19 protein-coding genes and 2 pseudogenes are annotated in these 15,375 nt (G+C 67.4%); 17 read left to right on the top strand and 4 right to left on the bottom strand.

Annotation, left to right across the window (positions count from 1 at the left end):
• The first annotated feature begins 412 nt into the window (after positions 1-412).
• The 5 genes from NE2_RS19810 to NE2_RS35795 all read left to right on the top strand — a co-directional run bounded on the left by NE2_RS19810 (position 413) and on the right by NE2_RS35795 (position 2,469).
• Positions 413-697 carry a helix-turn-helix domain-containing protein gene (locus tag NE2_RS19810; protein WP_218018633.1) on the top strand — a complete coding sequence of 95 codons (285 nt, stop codon included), beginning with the start codon at positions 413-415 and terminating at the stop codon, positions 695-697.
• A gap of 2 nt (positions 698-699) precedes the next feature.
• Positions 700-825, top strand: a complete 126-nt coding sequence (locus tag NE2_RS37455; RefSeq protein ID WP_267468826.1) for a hypothetical protein — start codon at positions 700-702, stop codon at positions 823-825.
• A 218-nt stretch (positions 826-1,043) separates the two neighbouring features.
• Positions 1,044-1,247, top strand: coding sequence for a cold-shock protein (locus tag NE2_RS19805; RefSeq protein ID WP_030517997.1), 204 nt, complete (start codon positions 1,044-1,046; stop codon positions 1,245-1,247).
• 481 nt (positions 1,248-1,728) lie between these two features.
• On the top strand, positions 1,729-2,310 hold the full coding sequence (locus NE2_RS19800; protein WP_063028242.1) for a DUF5994 family protein: 582 nt from the start codon (positions 1,729-1,731) through the stop codon (positions 2,308-2,310).
• An 18-nt stretch (positions 2,311-2,328) separates the two neighbouring features.
• Positions 2,329-2,469: a hypothetical protein gene (locus tag NE2_RS35795; protein ID WP_157110949.1), complete on the top strand. Its 141-nt coding sequence runs from the start codon at positions 2,329-2,331 to the stop codon at positions 2,467-2,469.
• A 152-nt stretch (positions 2,470-2,621) separates the two neighbouring features.
• Here the strand turns inward: NE2_RS35795 and NE2_RS35790 are convergent, their stop codons facing one another.
• The gene (locus NE2_RS35790) at positions 2,622-2,780 is read right to left on the bottom strand and encodes a hypothetical protein (RefSeq protein ID WP_157110948.1); all 159 of its coding nucleotides are present in this window, start codon (positions 2,778-2,780) and stop codon (positions 2,622-2,624) included.
• Positions 2,781-2,880: 100 nt separating this feature from the next.
• Here NE2_RS35790 and NE2_RS19795 point away from each other — a divergent pair, with 100 nt between their 5' ends.
• From NE2_RS19795 to NE2_RS19760, 9 genes and pseudogenes are all read left to right on the top strand, one after another.
• Complete coding sequence (locus NE2_RS19795; protein WP_063028240.1) at positions 2,881-3,588, top strand: helix-turn-helix transcriptional regulator; 708 nt, start codon at positions 2,881-2,883, stop codon at positions 3,586-3,588.
• A gap of 160 nt (positions 3,589-3,748) precedes the next feature.
• Positions 3,749-4,057, top strand: coding sequence for a hypothetical protein (locus NE2_RS19790; protein WP_063028238.1), 309 nt, complete (start codon positions 3,749-3,751; stop codon positions 4,055-4,057).
• 77 nt (positions 4,058-4,134) lie between these two features.
• Positions 4,135-4,600 (top strand): annotated as a pseudogene (locus tag NE2_RS35080) (lysophospholipid acyltransferase family protein); the annotation flags it as partial.
• Positions 4,601-4,926: 326 nt separating this feature from the next.
• Positions 4,927-6,054 (top strand): DegT/DnrJ/EryC1/StrS family aminotransferase, encoded by a 1,128-nt coding sequence (locus NE2_RS19785; protein WP_063028236.1) that lies wholly within the window; start codon positions 4,927-4,929, stop codon positions 6,052-6,054.
• 19 nt (positions 6,055-6,073) lie between these two features.
• Positions 6,074-7,012, top strand: a complete 939-nt coding sequence (locus NE2_RS19780) for an NAD-dependent epimerase/dehydratase family protein (RefSeq protein WP_218018631.1) — start codon at positions 6,074-6,076, stop codon at positions 7,010-7,012.
• A gap of 2 nt (positions 7,013-7,014) precedes the next feature.
• Positions 7,015-8,127, top strand: a complete 1,113-nt coding sequence (locus NE2_RS19775; protein ID WP_063028232.1) for an MGDG synthase family glycosyltransferase — start codon at positions 7,015-7,017, stop codon at positions 8,125-8,127.
• A complete protein-coding gene (locus NE2_RS19770; RefSeq protein WP_063028230.1) occupies positions 8,124-9,041 on the top strand; it encodes a DMT family transporter in 918 nt (305 codons plus the stop codon). The genes NE2_RS19775 and NE2_RS19770 overlap by 4 nt, the downstream gene beginning before the upstream one ends.
• The gene (galE, locus tag NE2_RS19765; RefSeq protein ID WP_063028228.1) at positions 9,038-10,021 is read left to right on the top strand and encodes a UDP-glucose 4-epimerase GalE; all 984 of its coding nucleotides are present in this window, start codon (positions 9,038-9,040) and stop codon (positions 10,019-10,021) included. Before NE2_RS19770 ends, galE begins: the two co-directional genes overlap by 4 nt.
• A complete protein-coding gene (locus NE2_RS19760) occupies positions 10,018-10,770 on the top strand; it encodes a polysaccharide deacetylase family protein (RefSeq protein WP_106958579.1) in 753 nt (250 codons plus the stop codon). Before galE ends, NE2_RS19760 begins: the two co-directional genes overlap by 4 nt.
• A gap of 47 nt (positions 10,771-10,817) precedes the next feature.
• Here NE2_RS19760 and NE2_RS19755 read toward each other — a convergent pair whose 3' ends face one another.
• Entirely contained in the window at positions 10,818-11,816 is a 999-nt protein-coding gene (locus NE2_RS19755; protein ID WP_106958580.1) for a substrate-binding domain-containing protein, read from the bottom strand.
• A gap of 108 nt (positions 11,817-11,924) precedes the next feature.
• On the opposite strand from NE2_RS19755, the gene NE2_RS19750 reads away from it, so the two are divergent.
• Both NE2_RS19750 and NE2_RS19745 read left to right on the top strand, forming a co-directional pair.
• The gene (locus NE2_RS19750) at positions 11,925-12,794 is read left to right on the top strand and encodes a LysR family transcriptional regulator (RefSeq protein WP_063028226.1); all 870 of its coding nucleotides are present in this window, start codon (positions 11,925-11,927) and stop codon (positions 12,792-12,794) included.
• Between the two features lie 314 nt (positions 12,795-13,108).
• Positions 13,109-13,318, top strand: a complete 210-nt coding sequence (locus tag NE2_RS19745; RefSeq protein WP_063028355.1) for a KOW domain-containing RNA-binding protein — start codon at positions 13,109-13,111, stop codon at positions 13,316-13,318.
• A gap of 55 nt (positions 13,319-13,373) precedes the next feature.
• Here NE2_RS19745 and NE2_RS19740 read toward each other — a convergent pair whose 3' ends face one another.
• The gene (locus tag NE2_RS19740) at positions 13,374-14,225 is read right to left on the bottom strand and encodes a CPBP family glutamic-type intramembrane protease (protein WP_063028224.1); all 852 of its coding nucleotides are present in this window, start codon (positions 14,223-14,225) and stop codon (positions 13,374-13,376) included.
• Positions 14,226-14,474: 249 nt separating this feature from the next.
• Here NE2_RS19740 and NE2_RS37700 point away from each other — a divergent pair.
• Positions 14,475-14,717: pseudogene (locus NE2_RS37700) on the top strand (aldose epimerase family protein); the annotation flags it as partial.
• Between the two features lie 149 nt (positions 14,718-14,866).
• Here NE2_RS37700 and NE2_RS19730 read toward each other — a convergent pair.
• The gene (locus NE2_RS19730) at positions 14,867-15,346 is read right to left on the bottom strand and encodes a MarR family winged helix-turn-helix transcriptional regulator (RefSeq protein WP_233429832.1); all 480 of its coding nucleotides are present in this window, start codon (positions 15,344-15,346) and stop codon (positions 14,867-14,869) included.
• Between the last annotated feature and the right edge of the window lie 29 nt (positions 15,347-15,375).

Raw genomic sequence — 15,375 nt, 5'->3', positions numbered from 1 at the left:
CGGGCAGGTGAACTGCCCGGAAGAAGTTAGGTTCCACCGTCCCCTTCCGGCGGATGACAGATAGACCCGGAGCAGTCGACCGGACCCGCCGGAAGGGGACGAAGCATCACCGAACAATCGAATGTCCAAGCACCGCAGCAATATTGGCGATCCAGGAGGTGGTCACTGAACAGACGATCATCAGTTCCGCATCCGGGAAAGCAGCGGATGCGGTGTGTGAAAGCGGCCCTCACGGGCTGGTGAACAGTAATGACATCATTCCCCCTTCCGTAGATTCCAGGCCCCGGCGCAACCGCGCCGGGGCCTGTCGGCGTTGACACCGAGAGGCCCTGTGCAACTACCCAACCCCCACCCCGCCGACGGTTCCAGTGCCGCCGACAAGCTCGACGACGACGATTACCCCGCCTACTCGATGGGACGCGCCGCGGAAATCCTCGGTGTCACCCAAGCGTTTCTGCGCAGCCTCGACGCCGCGCAACTGCTGACCCCGCAACGATCCACCGGCGGGCACCGCCGCTATTCGCGCTACCAGCTGCGCATCGCCGCACGCGTGCGTGAACTCGTCGACGCCGGCAACGCCCTCGACGCCGCGTGCCGCATCGTCATCCTCGAAGACCAACTCGCCGAGGCCCAACGCCTCAACACCGAACTGCAACACACCCTCGACCAGCGCAACAACTCCACAGAGACGACGTGAACGTGCCCGACACACGCACCGGCGAATCGGCCGCCACCATCGAGTACGGCACCGGCCGGTCACACTCGCCGGGGGTCACCCGCTGGCCGGTGTCCTACACCACCGGTAGTCTCCCGCAGCAGGAGTGACACAACCACTGACCAATCCCGGAGGTCGGGTTCAGCGGCGTCGCGTTGTGCCGACTTCTCATCGGCATATTCACCCAGTGCCCGGCCCGCAGAGACATCGGCGAGGTTCGTTCGGCCGGGCCGGGCGCGGGCCGGTCAGCGTTCATGTGACATGCTGGTTGACGAGCACGGGTTGTTGACATGATCGCTCGGCTCGCAACAGGAAGTTGTACATCAGTATGTCGCAGGGCAGTGTGAAGTGGTTCAACGGCGAAAAGGGCTTCGGCTTCATCGCTCAGGACGGGGGAGGCCCCGACGTTTTCGTCCACTACTCCGAGATTTCCGGCTCCGGCTTCAAGTCCCTGGATGAGGGACAGCGCGTCGAATTCGAGATCGGCCAGGGCCAGAAGGGCCCGCAGGCCCAGAGCGTTCGCGCCATCTAGGGACCGAGTCTCCACGAAACCCGCGCCTGTGGCGCGGGTTTCGTGCTTTTCGGAGGGTTGCCGACCCGGGCGGCAGAGCGTTCGCCGGCATCCGGCCGGGCATGGGCGGTGCGCGGATGGCGTGGGCCCACGTGGACACGGGCGGCAGATTCCCGTAGCGTCGAGGTAGACACCCGGTCTCGTAGCAGCGGACGGTGGACAACAGGGTCCGCTCGGCGCTTCTGATCCGGAGACGGGATCACGGTCCTGACGATCGAATATCGGATCGGCAAACCACGAGCGGTCGAACGCCGCTGGATCACTCTTCGCAACCAGCGCCTGCATGATTCGCTTGCTCGGGGTGTGTGTTCTCCATCGCTCACCACAGGACCGCCACGGCCCGCGAACGGGCCCAGCGCCGGCGACGCCTGAGCGGAGCGAACGGTACGGCTCGGCGACATCCCGACCGATCTCATGGTCGTCACGTCGCCGGCTTCCCTCAATGCGGCCGATCCGCGGCCGAGTCAGGAGCGTCGGCATGAACTGCCCGACCCGCCCCATCCCCAACCCCGCACACCTGTACCGCGAGCATTGCGCACGCGTGCAACTCAAAACAGCCGAGACGAAAACGGGGTATGTCGACGGCGCTTGGTGGCCACACAGCACCGATCTCGCCGCCGAACTGCCCCACCTGATCACCGCGATCGCGGGACGGCTCGACTCGATCCACCGCGTGGTTTACCAGCCCGGCGAATGGACTCCCACCCCACAACAACTTGCCCACGCCGGACGCAGTGTCCGCCTCGACGGGAACCGGCACGGCACCGCGCATACGATCGAAATCCTCGGCGCCAGCGACCGGCGGCAGATCCTTCTGATCATCCCGCCACGCACCGATCCCCACAGGGCCGGCGCCGTGATGGCGATGGCTTGCCGCGTCGACGACGAATCCACGATCGACCAACTGCTGGCCCAGCTTCCCGGACGCACCGGCAGAGCAGCAGCCCTACGACAGTGGCGCAGCAGCGGAACCATCCGCCGGGTCGACACATCCGGCAACGCGCACCAGCTACATATCCGATAACGACAGAGAGAACACATCATGAGCGACAGAGCAACCGCCGGACCCCAGCTGTTCAGCCACGAGTACACCGCACCGGACAGCACTCCCGCCAGTGCAATCGACACCGACCTGCGACCGAAATTCCTTTCCGCGCACGAAGATCAGCAACACGACGACTAACGCCAGCGGCACCTCGATCTATCGCGGCGGCGAGTGGCTCCCGGCAAGCACCGCTTCGACCGCACCGGCATCGGCGTCGCGAGGCTATCGACGCCGCACAGTGCGCCATCAGCACATCGAACACGGTCGTCACCACCGGCCGGCGATACGAGTCACCGGAACCCACGGGCGACGACATCGCCGCCCTCGGTGGCGCCGATATCGAAGCGCGGCAACAGGATCGGCACCGACTCACCGAGCGTGTCGTACAGCGTCAGCGACGGGTCGATACCGCCGAGAGTGAGGTTCGGACGGCCCTCTCGGTTCGGCATCCTCGGCGGGCGTGGTGGTGACGTACCCCGGCGGCGAACTCGGCCCCGCCGGGGTGGATACGCCGCTGGTTGCCGCGCTGCCGAAACGGAGCGCCCAGCCGTGACACGCGAAACGAGGTCCGCTGCCACGCCGTCCGGCTCGCGTGCGACGGGTGGTGGGCGGCGCGGCGAGGTGCTCGCGGTATTGCGCGACTCGCGTGATGCGTTGAGCATCCTCGATATCGCCGCGCACCTGCAGTTGCATCCGAACACGGTGCGTTTTCACCTTGAGGCGCTGGTCGAGGCCGGGCAGGCCGAGCGGGTCGACAGTCCGCGCACCGGCCCGGGCCGGCCTCCGCAAATGTTTCGCGCCCATCGCGGGATGGACCCCGCCGGGCGGCGTAACTACCGGTTGCGCGCCGATATCCTCACCGCCCAGCTGGCCTCCGATCCCGACCCGTTGGATCGTGCGGAGCAGGCCGGGCGCAGCTGGGGCCGCGCGTTGACTCGCGACATGGATGCCGTGGCGCCGACCGCCGAGCAGGCTGTGAGCGATTTGGTGCGGGTGCTCGACGAGGTCGGATTCGACCCCGAACCCGACATCGAAAGCGGTCGGACGCGAATCCGGTTGCGGCACTGCCCCTTCCTCGACCTGGCCGAAACTCGTGCGAGTGTGGTGTGCCCGATCCATCTGGGCCTGATGCACGGCGTGCTGGAGGGCCGGGCCGCGCCGCTGGCTGTCGAGCGGCTCGAGGCATTCGCCGAACCCGATCTGTGCCTGGCCCATCTCACCCCGACCGGCAGCGCCGGGTCCGTGCCGGGCATGTGACCCACCTCCTAGTTTTTACAATATTCTGTTGTATAAACTGATCTGTGCGAGGCTCGCCAGCCAAGCCCCCCCGGTTATGACACGCGTCATCCATGACCCACCGGCCCGGCAGGGCGGCGACTCGACACAACCGCCCATACCGGAGATTCGAGGAAATGCGATGACCACCGCGATGCTGCCCCCGCCCCCGATCCACCACCCGCTCGAGATCCCGCAGCACGCGGTCGGCGTTATCCGCCGGGTGCGAGACGCCGTGCGTGCGTTACCCGCTCCGAGGCTTCCGCGGGACATGCTCGCGGCAACGACGGTGGGCGATCTCGCCTTCACTCACGTCATCGACGCCCGCACTCTCGCCGTCGTCGCCCGCAAGGACCGCCACATCCAGCCGATCGCCGCGATGATCACCGAACACCTGCTCGGCGTCACCGCGACAGTGGTCGGCAGCGCGATCACCGTCACTCTCCGCTGACCGTTCCGCGACTGTCCACAGCGACGCCGCGTTGATCCCCGCCCCGGTGGGTTCGAACCGGCCGAGAGGCCGGCAGTGTTTCCGCAATCGACAACATCCCCGAAACCGGCGGCGCCCTGATCGTGGCCAACCACGCGGGCGTACTCCTCATCGACGCACTGATGCTCCAGTTGGCCGTGCACGACCGACACCCGAAACAACGGCTTCTGCGGTTGCCGGCCGCTGATCTGGTCTTCGAACTGCCCATCCTGGGCGGGTTGGCCCGCAAGGCCGGGCATACCCTGGCCTGCCCCGCCGACGCCGAACGCCTGCTGCGCTCCGGCGAGCTGGCCGGAGTGGTTCCCCGAAGGATTCAAGGGTGTCGGCAAGCCCTACCGTCAGCGCTACAAGCTGCAGCGGTTCGGACGCGGCGGATTCGCTTCTGCGGCGGTCGAGGCGCGCGTGCCGATCGTTCCGTGCTCGATCGTCGGCTCCGAGGAGATCTACCCCAAGCTCGCCGACATTACCCCGCTGGCCCGGCTGCTCGGGTTGCCCTACTTCCCGCGCTGTACACACTGCTCGCCAAACGTCCGCACCCTTTCACCGCGGTCGGAACCGGGGTGCCGAATTCGATGTACCACTTCGAGGGCACGGTGAGATCGGGCGACGACGTCGAGCGAATAATCGCTGGTAGAGGTGCTCGTCCGTGTAAGATTCGTCCTGCTTGGTCGAAATGGATGATGCCGCGGCTGGAGCCGGTGGGTACTCGGCCTTCCGTGTTCGTGCGTAGCCCGGTTGTGTAGTGGCAGTACGGCGGCGCATTTCGAGTTGGTCCGATGGCGTCCGCGGTAGCCGACAAATGGATACTTCGCTGACGAGGGAAGGCTCGCATGCAGATTCCGGCTGCGCGAATCCTGTTCACCGACGATGATCGAGACGAAATCGCCCGTCGTGTCACCACCGCGCTGAGCACCGGTGCGCTCACTCTCGGGCCCAACACGCGAGAGTTCGAATCCGATTTCGCGGCCGCCCACGGCGCTCCCTATGCGGTCGCGGTCAGCAGCGGAACCGCCGCGTTGGAGATCATCCTGCGCAGCGTCGGCGTTGCCGGACGTGACGTCGTCGTGCCGGCGAATACCTTCGCCGCCACCGGATTTTCGGTGCTGCGCGCGGGCGGCAACCCGGTCTTCGCCGACGTCGATCGCGATACCTTCGCGCTGTCGCCCGCAACCGTGGAGGCCGCGCTCGGACCCGACACGGCGGCCGTCGTGCTCGTCCATATCGGCGGATTGGTCTCGCCCGACGCGCCGGCGCTGCGGGAGCTGTGCGACGAGCGGGGGATCGTGCTCGTCGAGGATGCGGCGCATGCTCACGGCTGTAGCTACGGCGGGCGGTTCGCGGGCTCCTTCGGCGTCGCGGGAGCTTTCTCGTTCTATCCGACGAAGGTGCTGACCAGCGGCGAGGGCGGAATGATCGTGACCGCCGACGAGCGTATCCGCGACGAAGCCGTGATCTACCGAGACCAGGGCAAGGCCGGCTTCCTCGGAAACGTGCACATCCGCGAGGGGTACGCCTGGCGGATGAGTGAACTGCACGCCGCGGTCGGCCTGGTTCACCTGCGTCACCTTCCCGAATTTCTGCGGGTGCGCCAGGCCGCGGCACACCGCTACGACGCGGCGATCGACGCGATGGACGGATTCGAGCGGCTCGCCATCGCTCCGGAAGGGCGCAGCAACTACTACAAGTACATCGTGTTGCCCACCGACGACATCGACCGGGCGCAGTTCAAGAAGGCGGTCAAGGAACGGTTCGAGGTTGCGCTGACCGGTGAGGTGTACGAGGCGCCGCTGCATCGGCAACCGGTGTTCGAGCGCTTCGGCGGCCGGCGGCTCGAGGTTGCCGACGATATCTGTGCCCGGCACATCTGCCTGCCGTTGCATTCGGACATGACCGATGCCGAGGTCGATCATGTGCTGGCTGCGCTGGGCGAGGTCCGAGACACACTGATGGGAGGCTGAACAAGACATGCGGATCGGAGTGACAGGCGGCTCCGGCTTCATCGGAGCCCACGTGATTCATCGGCTCGCCGAATCCGGACACACCGTCTACGCCCTGGATACGGTCGCCCCGTCGAGTCCGGACCCCCGGGCGCGATTCCGCCGGCTGGACGTGCTCGACTCGTCCGCCGTCGTCGGCGCTTCGGCGGATCTCGAGGTGATCTTCCATTTGGCCGGCATGTCGAATGTCGATGTGGCGCATCGCGATCCGCTGCGGACGGTGCGATTGAACGTGGACGGCACCGCCAACATTCTGGACGCGGCCCGTGTCCACGGCCTGCGCCGAGTCGTCTTCGCCAGCACCGTGTGGGTGTACGGGGCCGCCTTCGACGTCTCGGACGGGACGCGGCCGCTGACGGAGGCGGCGCCGATGGCGTTGGCCAAGGCCGGCCACATCTACACCTCGACGAAGATCGCCGCGGAGATGCTGATCCACAGCTACGCCGAGACCTACGACGTGCCGTTCACGATTTTGCGCTACGGCGTGCCGTATGGGCCCGGCATGAGAGACGAACTCGTCTTGGCCCGATTCGTTCGCAAAGCCATCGCGGGTGAGCCGCTGACTGTCGCCGGAGATGGCAAACAGTTCCGCAACTACGTTTTCGTCGAGGACCTCGCCGACGCGCATGCCCGCGTGCTCGACGACGCTGCCGAGAACCAGGTGATCGCGCTCGAAGGCAGCGAGCGGGTGAGTGTGCTCGATATGGCGGAGACGGTACAGGCGCGGTTTCCCGGTACCCCCATCGAGCATGTGCCGGCGAGGCCAGGTGATTTCCGGGGCATCGACGTATCGAACGCCCTGGCCGAGAAGCTGATCGGGTGGCGACCCACGACCTCTTTCCAGGACGGCGTCCGGCGATACGTCGAGTGGTATCTGGCGGAGCATCCGGACACGGCCGCGGCCCGCGGAAACGGGTAGCTATGTCGACTCCCTCCGCGCTGCTGCTGTCCGGCTCGCTCGGTATGGGACACGATGTGATGGCCGACGCATGCGCGGTGTCGCTGCGCCGGCGCGGATGGGCGACCGACACCGTCGACAGCATGCGCATGATGGGAAACCGTCGAGGTGGGCTCGGCGAAAAGGTGTTTCGCGGCATGCTCGCCGTGCCCGGCCTGTACGACGCCTTCCACTTCGGGCAACTGCGCTCCGGAGGCCGGCTGGCCCGGTTCATCGACGCGGCATCCTGCCGCTACCTGGTTCCCGCCCTGGACGCGCGGCTGCGCGACCGGCCGGTGCAGTTGCTGGTGTCGGTGTTCGCCACCGGCGCCGCCGCGGCCAGTCGGATCAAGGATCGTCATCCCGATGTGGTGAATGCGGTGTTCTGCACCGACACCTGCCCGCATCGGTTGTGGGTGCATCCCAACACCGATCTCTACCTGGTGACCTCGGACCCGGCGGCCCGCTACATCCGACGCTTCGAACCCGACGCGGAAATCGCGGTGGTACCGGCGCCGGTACGCCCGCAGTTCTACCGGGCGCCGCCGCAAGACGAGGCGCGGGACGCGCTGGGCGTGCCCCGGAACGCGAAATGCGTGCTGCTCATATCGGGGGCGTGGGGTGTCGGTCCGCTGGCCGAGGCGGCCGACCTGATCGCGCGCGCAGGCGTTCACGTGCTGGTGGTCGCGGGCCGCAATGCCGGACTGGAAGCCCGGCTGCGGTCGATGGCCGCTGGAGCGGAGCTGATCGTCCCCTTCGGTTTCACCGACGAGATTCCCGTGCTGATGTCCGCCGCCGACCTCGTCATCACCTCGTCGGGGGATACCTGCGCCGAGGCGAGAGTAATCGGCCGCGACTTGCTCCTGCTCGACGTCGTGCCCGGACACGGTCGAGACAACCTCCATCAGGAGCTCGTGCGTGGCGCTGCCGCGGTGACGTCCGCGCAACCGGAGGCGATCCGGCGTTGCGTTCTGGCTTGTCTGGAGCGAATCGAACCACCGCCGACTCGAATTGCCGTCGAACCCGAGGCGTGGGAAGAGGCGTTCGGCGCCACGCTGGATCGGGTCGGGCTGGGCGGCCGGGCGTCGGCGCCGTGAATCAGTCGCTGACGTACGGGTTGCCGGCGGTGATCGTAGCCGCGGCGTTGTACGGGTGCGCCCCGGCAATCCAGGCCACGGCGGCGCGGCGGACCGCGCACGGCGGCGGCCTGGGACTGCTGTTGCTGGCGCGGCTCGCCGTGCGGCCGCTGTGGCTGTTCGGATTGGCTTGTGAGATCGGCGGTTTCGCGGCCGAGGCATACGCGTTCTCGGTGGCGCCGGCGACTCTGGTCGCGCCCTTGCTGACCCTTGACATGGTGTTTCTCGTTGTGATTGCCCGCCGCGGTCTCGATGAACGGCTGGCGGCGGTCGGGCGCTACGGGATCGTCGCGATGATGCTCGGCACCGGCCTGATGGCGTACGCGTTCAACGACGAATCGGCACTCGGTTCGCCCGCGTCGAACGTACAGATGCTCCTGTTCGTCGTTGGCGGCGTAGCGGCCGCCGCGGCCGGGGCGGTCGTGGGGGACCTCGGTGCCAGGACCCCACGACCACGGGTCGCGGCGCTCGGGTTCGGCACCGCGGCGGGAATCGCCTACGGCATCGCAACGGTCGCGACACGCCAGGTCGGACTCACTTTCGAGCTACACCGTCCCTGGACGATGCTCGCCACGCCGACACCGTATGTCCTCGCGGTATGTTCGGTGCTCGGGATCAGCCTGCTGCAGCGCGGTCTGCAGGCGGGCGCCGCGGTCCTCACGTTTCCGGTCACCAGCTTTCTTTCCTCGTTCGTTCCCGTCGTACTCGGTGTCACCGTGCTCGGTGACGAGATCCCCGGAGGCGGCGCGGGCGCCGCCTTCGTCCTCGCGTTGCTGGCGGTATCTGTCGGTGTGACATGTCTCGGCCGCGATCGCGCGTCGGCCGCGCGCAGGCTCGAGGCGGAGACCGACCCGACCCCGAGGAGGGTAGGGTGAGCTGGCTGGTTACCGGTGGTGGCGGTTATATCGGATCGCACGTGGTGCGCGCGCTCCGCGCGACCGGCCGGTCCGTGGTCGTCCTCGACGATTTCTCCACCGGTCGCCGCGCCGCGATACCCGATGATGTCGCTACGGTCGCGGCGTCGGTCACCGACTTCGCGGCCATGACCACCGCGCTGCGCGAACACGAAATCACCGGAGTCGCCCACCTCGCCGGCCGGAAATCGGCAGTGGATTCGATGTCCCACCCGCTCGAGTACTACGAGCAGAACACCGGCGGAACCCGCACCTTGCTCGCCGCGATGCATGCTACCGGCGTCGAACATCTCGTATTCTCTTCCAGCGCAGCGATATACGGCTCGCAGGTCGGAAACGGGTCGGTACGCGAACAGACACCGCCGTGCCCGATAAACCCGTACGGGCGCAGCAAGCTCGCATGCGAGTGGATCGTCGCCGACGCCGCCGCGGCGTTCGACGCGCTGAGCTCGACCGTACTGCGCTATTTCAACGTCGCGGGGGCGGGCGGCCCGGGGCTCGGGGATCGAAACGCGACCGGCTTGATTCCCAATGTGCTGCAAGCGATTTCGACCGGCCGGCCGCCGGTCGTCTTCGGTGTGGACTACCCGACGCCGGACGGATCCTGCGTCCGCGACTTCGTACACGTGCTCGATGTCGCGAACGCACACGTCAGCGCTGTCGAACGGCTCGAGTGCGGCCGGACGGGGAATTCGGTGTACAACGTCGGCACCGGGCGCGGGTATTCGGTATTCGAAATTCTCGATGCCGCCCACGCGGTGACCGGCGAGCGGTTCCGGTACGAGGTCGGCGACCGACGGCCGGGCGACCCGCCCCGCGTGATCGCCGATATCGCCAGAATCGGCCGGGAACTGGGGTGGCACGCGCGGCTGGGACTGGCTGACATGCTGTGCAGCGAGTGGGAAGCGCGAAAAGCCGTGCGTGGGCGAACGAGCGCATGAAATCCGCTGTCGCGCAGGCGATGAGCGCTGGTGCCGGTGCCGTGATGCTCAATGCGCTCCCATCGGTCACGGCGATCTCCACGGTTCGCGCGCACCTGACCCCTCGCCTGTCGGGATACGCGGATACCGGCACGGTCGCATTGACCTTCGACGACGGTCCGGATCCGGCGTCGACACCTGCCGTCCTGGACGCACTGGCCACTGCTGGCGTGCACGCGACGTTCTTCCTCCTCGGATCGATGCTCGAGCGGGCACCGGCGCTCGGCGCTCGGATCGTCGAGGAAGGTCACGAGGTAGCGCTGCACGGCTGGAGCCACCGCTGCCTGCTGGCGCGCGGGCCGGTATCGACGCACCGCGACATCGCGCGCGCGTACGGCCTGATCGCGGAGACGACTCGGAGCAGACCGCTGCACTACCGACCGCCCTACGGGATACTCTCGGCCGCGGCGCTGACCACGGCCCGGCGGCTGGAGATGACGCCCGTGCTGTGGACCGCGTGCGGGAAGGACTGGACGCGGACCGCAACACCGGACACGGTGGCACGCCGAGTGATCCGCGAACTCCGCCCTGGGGGCACCATCCTGCTGCACGACTCCGACTGCACATCGGCACCCGGCTCGTGGCGCACCACCCTGGAGGCGCTGCCGCGAATTTTGACCGAGTGTGCCGAGCGTGACCTGTGTGTCGGCTCTCTGGCGGAGCGGACCTGCAACCAGGGGAGTGAGGCCGACAGCCGCGCGGGGAGTTGATCACTACCAGGAGGCGCCCCTGATGCTGGACCGCGGAAGTTCGACGGTCAGGTGCCGAGCAGTTCTCGGGCGAAGAGGTCCTCGATCGCCCACTGTCGCGAGGACAGTCCCTGTTCGGCGTGGTAGCGCAGATAGGTGTCGAGGGTGGGGCGGTTGGCCGCGATGCCGTAGGGCCACCAGTCGTCGCCGAACTGCTCGGCGTTGCGCTCGACCAGTGCGTTGAACCACGGCACCATGGTCTGCACTTCGTACAGGCGGCGATTGCGGCGATAGTATTCCGCCGCAGTGTCTTTCGCCTCGTTGAAGACCCGGAAGATTTCGCGCGCGAGGCCGGGGCGTTCGCGCAGCCGGTCGCGGCGCACGACGATGACGTGCATGATCGGGAAGATCTCGGTGCGTCGGTGATAGTCGCGCTCCAGGAGTTCGGCGTCGGGAAACAGGCGGGCGACGTTCGGCGATCCGTCGAGTACGCACTGGGGGACGTTCGCAGAGAACAGGGCGTCGATCTCGCCCGCGTCCAGCATCGCGCTCAGGCAGGCGCCCTCGGGTGCGGCGGTCACGTCGACGCCGGCGGGATGCGGGTGCGGTATGAAATCGAACGGTGCCATGGGTTTGTCCAGTCCGCCGATCACCCAGCGGCTGCGTTCCGGGTGGAAGTCGTATTCGTCGGCGAGGATGCCTTTGGCCCACACGCCGGAGTCCTGACCGTAGGTGCCGAACTCCCCGATGGTGCGCCCGGCGAGCTGTGCGGGGCGCTCGATACCGGCGTGGACGTTGACGAAGACGCAGGAATGACGGAACACCCGGTTCGGGAAGATCGGCAGCGCCACGTACGGTAGGCCCGCGTCGAGCAGGCGCAGGTAGAAGGTGAGTCCCAGCTCCGCGATGTCGTATCCCCGGTCGCGGATCGTCCGTTCGAAGATCTCCGGCAGGGTGGCCGCGGTGTGCATGGTGAGTGCGCTGCCGTCGACGGTGGTGGCCTCGTCGAACAGTGCGCGCGTGGTGTCGTAGCGGAAGCAATCCGCGGTGAGCGTGTCGTCGGTCATGAGCGTGAATCTCCTTTCGGTTCTGCGCTTTCCACGGTGGCCGGTGGGCGTACGAGGTGTCCAAGTCCCGCTCCGCAACGTCGATACCCTCTCGGTATCGTGCGTGGGGTGGATCTTCGCCTGCTCCGGTACTTCGTGGCCGTCGCGGAGGAGCGCCACGTCGGCCGGGCGGCGCACCGACTGCACATGACCCAGCCGCCACTGACCCGCGCGATCCGCGAACTCGAGGACTACGTGGGTGTGGCGTTGTTCGAACGCACGCCCAAGGGGGTCGTCCCGACTGCGGCCGGATCGGTGTTGTACGAGGAGGCGTGCGCTCTGCTGCGCCGGGCCGACCGCATCCGCGAGCGGGTGACCACCGCGGCCGGCACCGCGACGCTGACCATCGGGACACTGGCCGATACCGCCGCCCACGTCGACAGCCGGCTGGTGGCCGCGTTTCGCGCCCGCCATCCGCACGTGCAGGTCAGGATTCACGAAACCGATCTCGGCGATCCGACGGCCGGGCTGCGCGCCGGGCTGGTGGACGTGGCGCTGACCCGAACTCCGTTCGACGCCAACGGAATCGGCATGCGCGTGCTCCGCTCGATACCGGTCGGTGTGGTGATGCGCGAGAACGATCCCCTCGCTTACCGTTCGTCGGTCACCGCGGCCGATCTGACCGACCGCCGCTGGGTGCGGCTGCCCGCGGAGGCCGACCGGGCGTGGACCGCGTACTGGACGTGCGGCACACCCGATGGTGCCGCGCCGGAACTGCGCACGATCCAGGAATGCCTGCAAGCGGTCCTCTGGAACGGGACCTCGGCCCTCGCCCCGCTCGACCAGCCACTACCCGCCGGGCTGGTGACCGTCCCGTTTCCGGATCGCCCGCCGAGCCGTCTGGTCGTGGCATGGTCGAAAGCCGCTCGCAGCCCGCTGATCCGTAGTTTCGTCCGGACAGCGGCGGAGGGATACGGTGCCGCGGACGCGGGCGTCTGAACGCACCGCCCTGCGGGAGGTGGTGCAATCGAGAACTAACGGTCGGTGTTGAATCGAGAGCCGGCGGATGATCTCGTGGACGAATTTCGCTATGGCGTCTTGTATTTCGGGTCGGGCCGAGGTTGTTCGAGGCGGAATGCCCGGTGTTGCCGAGCATGCCCGTCCGTACCGGCATTGGCGGTGATCGGCACCCAGGACCGGCTGGCTCAGACGCGACGGCGGTGGCGACGGAACGGAAAGCGGCTGTGCTGATGCGTATTCGGGGTGCTGCCGAGGGCGACTCGACCTCATCTCGAGCTGACTATCGTGTGTCGGTGAGCATTCGCGAATACGAGCCGGGTGATGTCGTCTACTTCCCGGCGGGACCGTTCCACGGCATCTGCGCGGTCGTACAAGAGGTGGACGACCACCGAGCGCAGCTGCACCTGAGCTTCAGTGAAGGTGTCGCGCATCGCGAAGGGAACGTACTACGAGAACGCCGCCACAACTTGACCGTCGGATTCGATGAAATCGAGTTGCTCTAGATAGTGCCCCAGCTGGGCGGTCACAGCGGGCCGGGCTCCCGGGGACGAGGTCGTGTCAGCGGGACGAGCCGGGGGCCTCGGCGGGGCCGGGGCGATGGGCGGACGCGGAGCCTGGCAGTTGCAGGGTCGGGGAGTAGCGGATGGCGACCAGGACCGCAGCGGCGATGAGCCCGGCGTTGACCGCGACGAGGGTGGCGGTGGTGGCGGCGCGGGAGATCGAGACGATGTCGACCATGCCGTGAAAGACCGCGACGATCAGGAGGCTTGCGCGGGCGTTGTTGAACAGGAATGTGGTCAGGTAAGCGCCGAACAGGATGCTGATCAGCCAGCCCGGAATCATCAGCGGCCCCAGGGTGGCCAGTCCGTCCGGGTAGAAGAACAGCGGCAGATGCCAGCCCGCCCACGCGACCGCGAATGCCGTGGTCGCGGCATAGGAGGTCCAGCCGGCGGCCTCCAGGCTGGGGATGGCGTAGCCGCGCCAGCCGGTCTCCTCCCCGAATCCGAAGAAGGCGATCTCGATCGCCACGAGCCAGATCCCGACGTCGGCGTATTCCTTGGAGCCGAGGAACTGCGAGAAGTCGACAGGGTCGCCGAGCAATGCCGAGATCAGCGCGCCCACCCCGAACAGTGTCAGCGGAAATCCGATCGCGAACAGCCACCAGCGCGGCGGCACCCGCCAGCGGACCATCTGCGCGAGCAGTTCCCGCACTGCGGGTGCGCCGCCGGTGCGAGCGCGCATGACGAACGCCGCGATCAATGGGCCCAAGCTGCCCAGGTAGTGCAGGAACTGCAGGCGGTCCGGAGCCAGCAGCATCGGCAGCCACAGCAGCCAGGTCAGGGCGTAGGCCAGAGCGAAGAACTGTATCGTCCGCGCCGGGATCGGTCGCCACCATCGGGGTGCTCGCACCCTGTCCCCCTTCTATCCGGGCCCAAACAGGCCGTCGTCCGCCATGGCGGAATCCAACCAGGCGCGGGACTTTCAGAACGCAGTGGTCGAGATCGAACAGAGCGCACCGCGGTCCGGTGCGGCCTCCCTCGCTATCGGAGTTCGAGCCGTATCGTCCGGGGAGTGACCAACGCCGAGCAGATCGTACGACTCGCCCAGGGCGACGCTGCTGTCACCATCGACCCTCGCAATGGATGCCGGATCAGCGGCATGACCGTTGACGGCATCGAATTGCTCCGCCAGGGAACCGAATACGGCGCCTTCCCGATGGTGCCCTGGTGCGGCCGCCTCGCTTACGGCCGCTTCCGCAACGGTGGCGTCGTCCACCAGATGCCGCTCAACCACCCGCCGCACGCCATCCACGGCACCGGACGGGACTCCGCCTGGACCACCACCCGGACGGACGACCTATCGGCTGCATTCACCGTCGATCTTGCCGACCCGTGGCCTTACCCCGGACGCGTCACGCAGCGGGTAGAACTCGGCGACGACTCTGTGACACTCACTCTGGAGCTGGCGGCCCCTGACATAACGGGGCCGAAAGACTCAGCAGCCGGCAGCCTGGTCATCGGGGGAGGCGTTCCAGCTCGTCGTGATGCCGGTCACGGCCGGCTTCGGCCTATGGTCTGGCCTTCTGCTTCCTGGATCCGGCGTGCGACTTCGCCGAGGCCGTCGGCGAGGGCGGTCAACTGTGTTGGTGTGAGAACGTCGATCAGCAGGTCGCGGACCAATGTGACGTGCCCGGGAGCCGCTTGTTCGAGTGCGCGGCGGCCTTTGTCGGTCAGGGTGGCGGTGACGCCGCGGCTGTCGCCGGGAACGGTCCCGCGGCAGACGAGCCCGGCCTTCTCCAGCTGATCCACCTGATAGCTCAACCTGCTCTTGGAGTTGATCAGCGAGTCGGCGAGCGCAGTCATCCGGAGAGTGCTGTCAGGGGCGTCGGCCAGCCGGACCAGAACCTCGTATTGCCCGTGGGACAGTCCGGCATCGCGTTTGAGCTGGCCTTCGATCTCCCGCTCGAGCAGCGCCCAGCCGGAGAGCAGCGCCTTCCAGGCGCGCATTTCCTGGTCGTCGAGCCATCGCACGGGCTCAGTCTACCCACCTTGTTCGAATT

The organism is Nocardia elegans NBRC 108235, from assembly GCF_001612845.1.
Classification (GTDB): domain Bacteria; phylum Actinomycetota; class Actinomycetes; order Mycobacteriales; family Mycobacteriaceae; genus Nocardia; species Nocardia nova.
The sequence above is the reverse complement of the archived record's forward strand: the minus strand, read 5'-3'. Positions and strand labels throughout refer to the sequence as shown.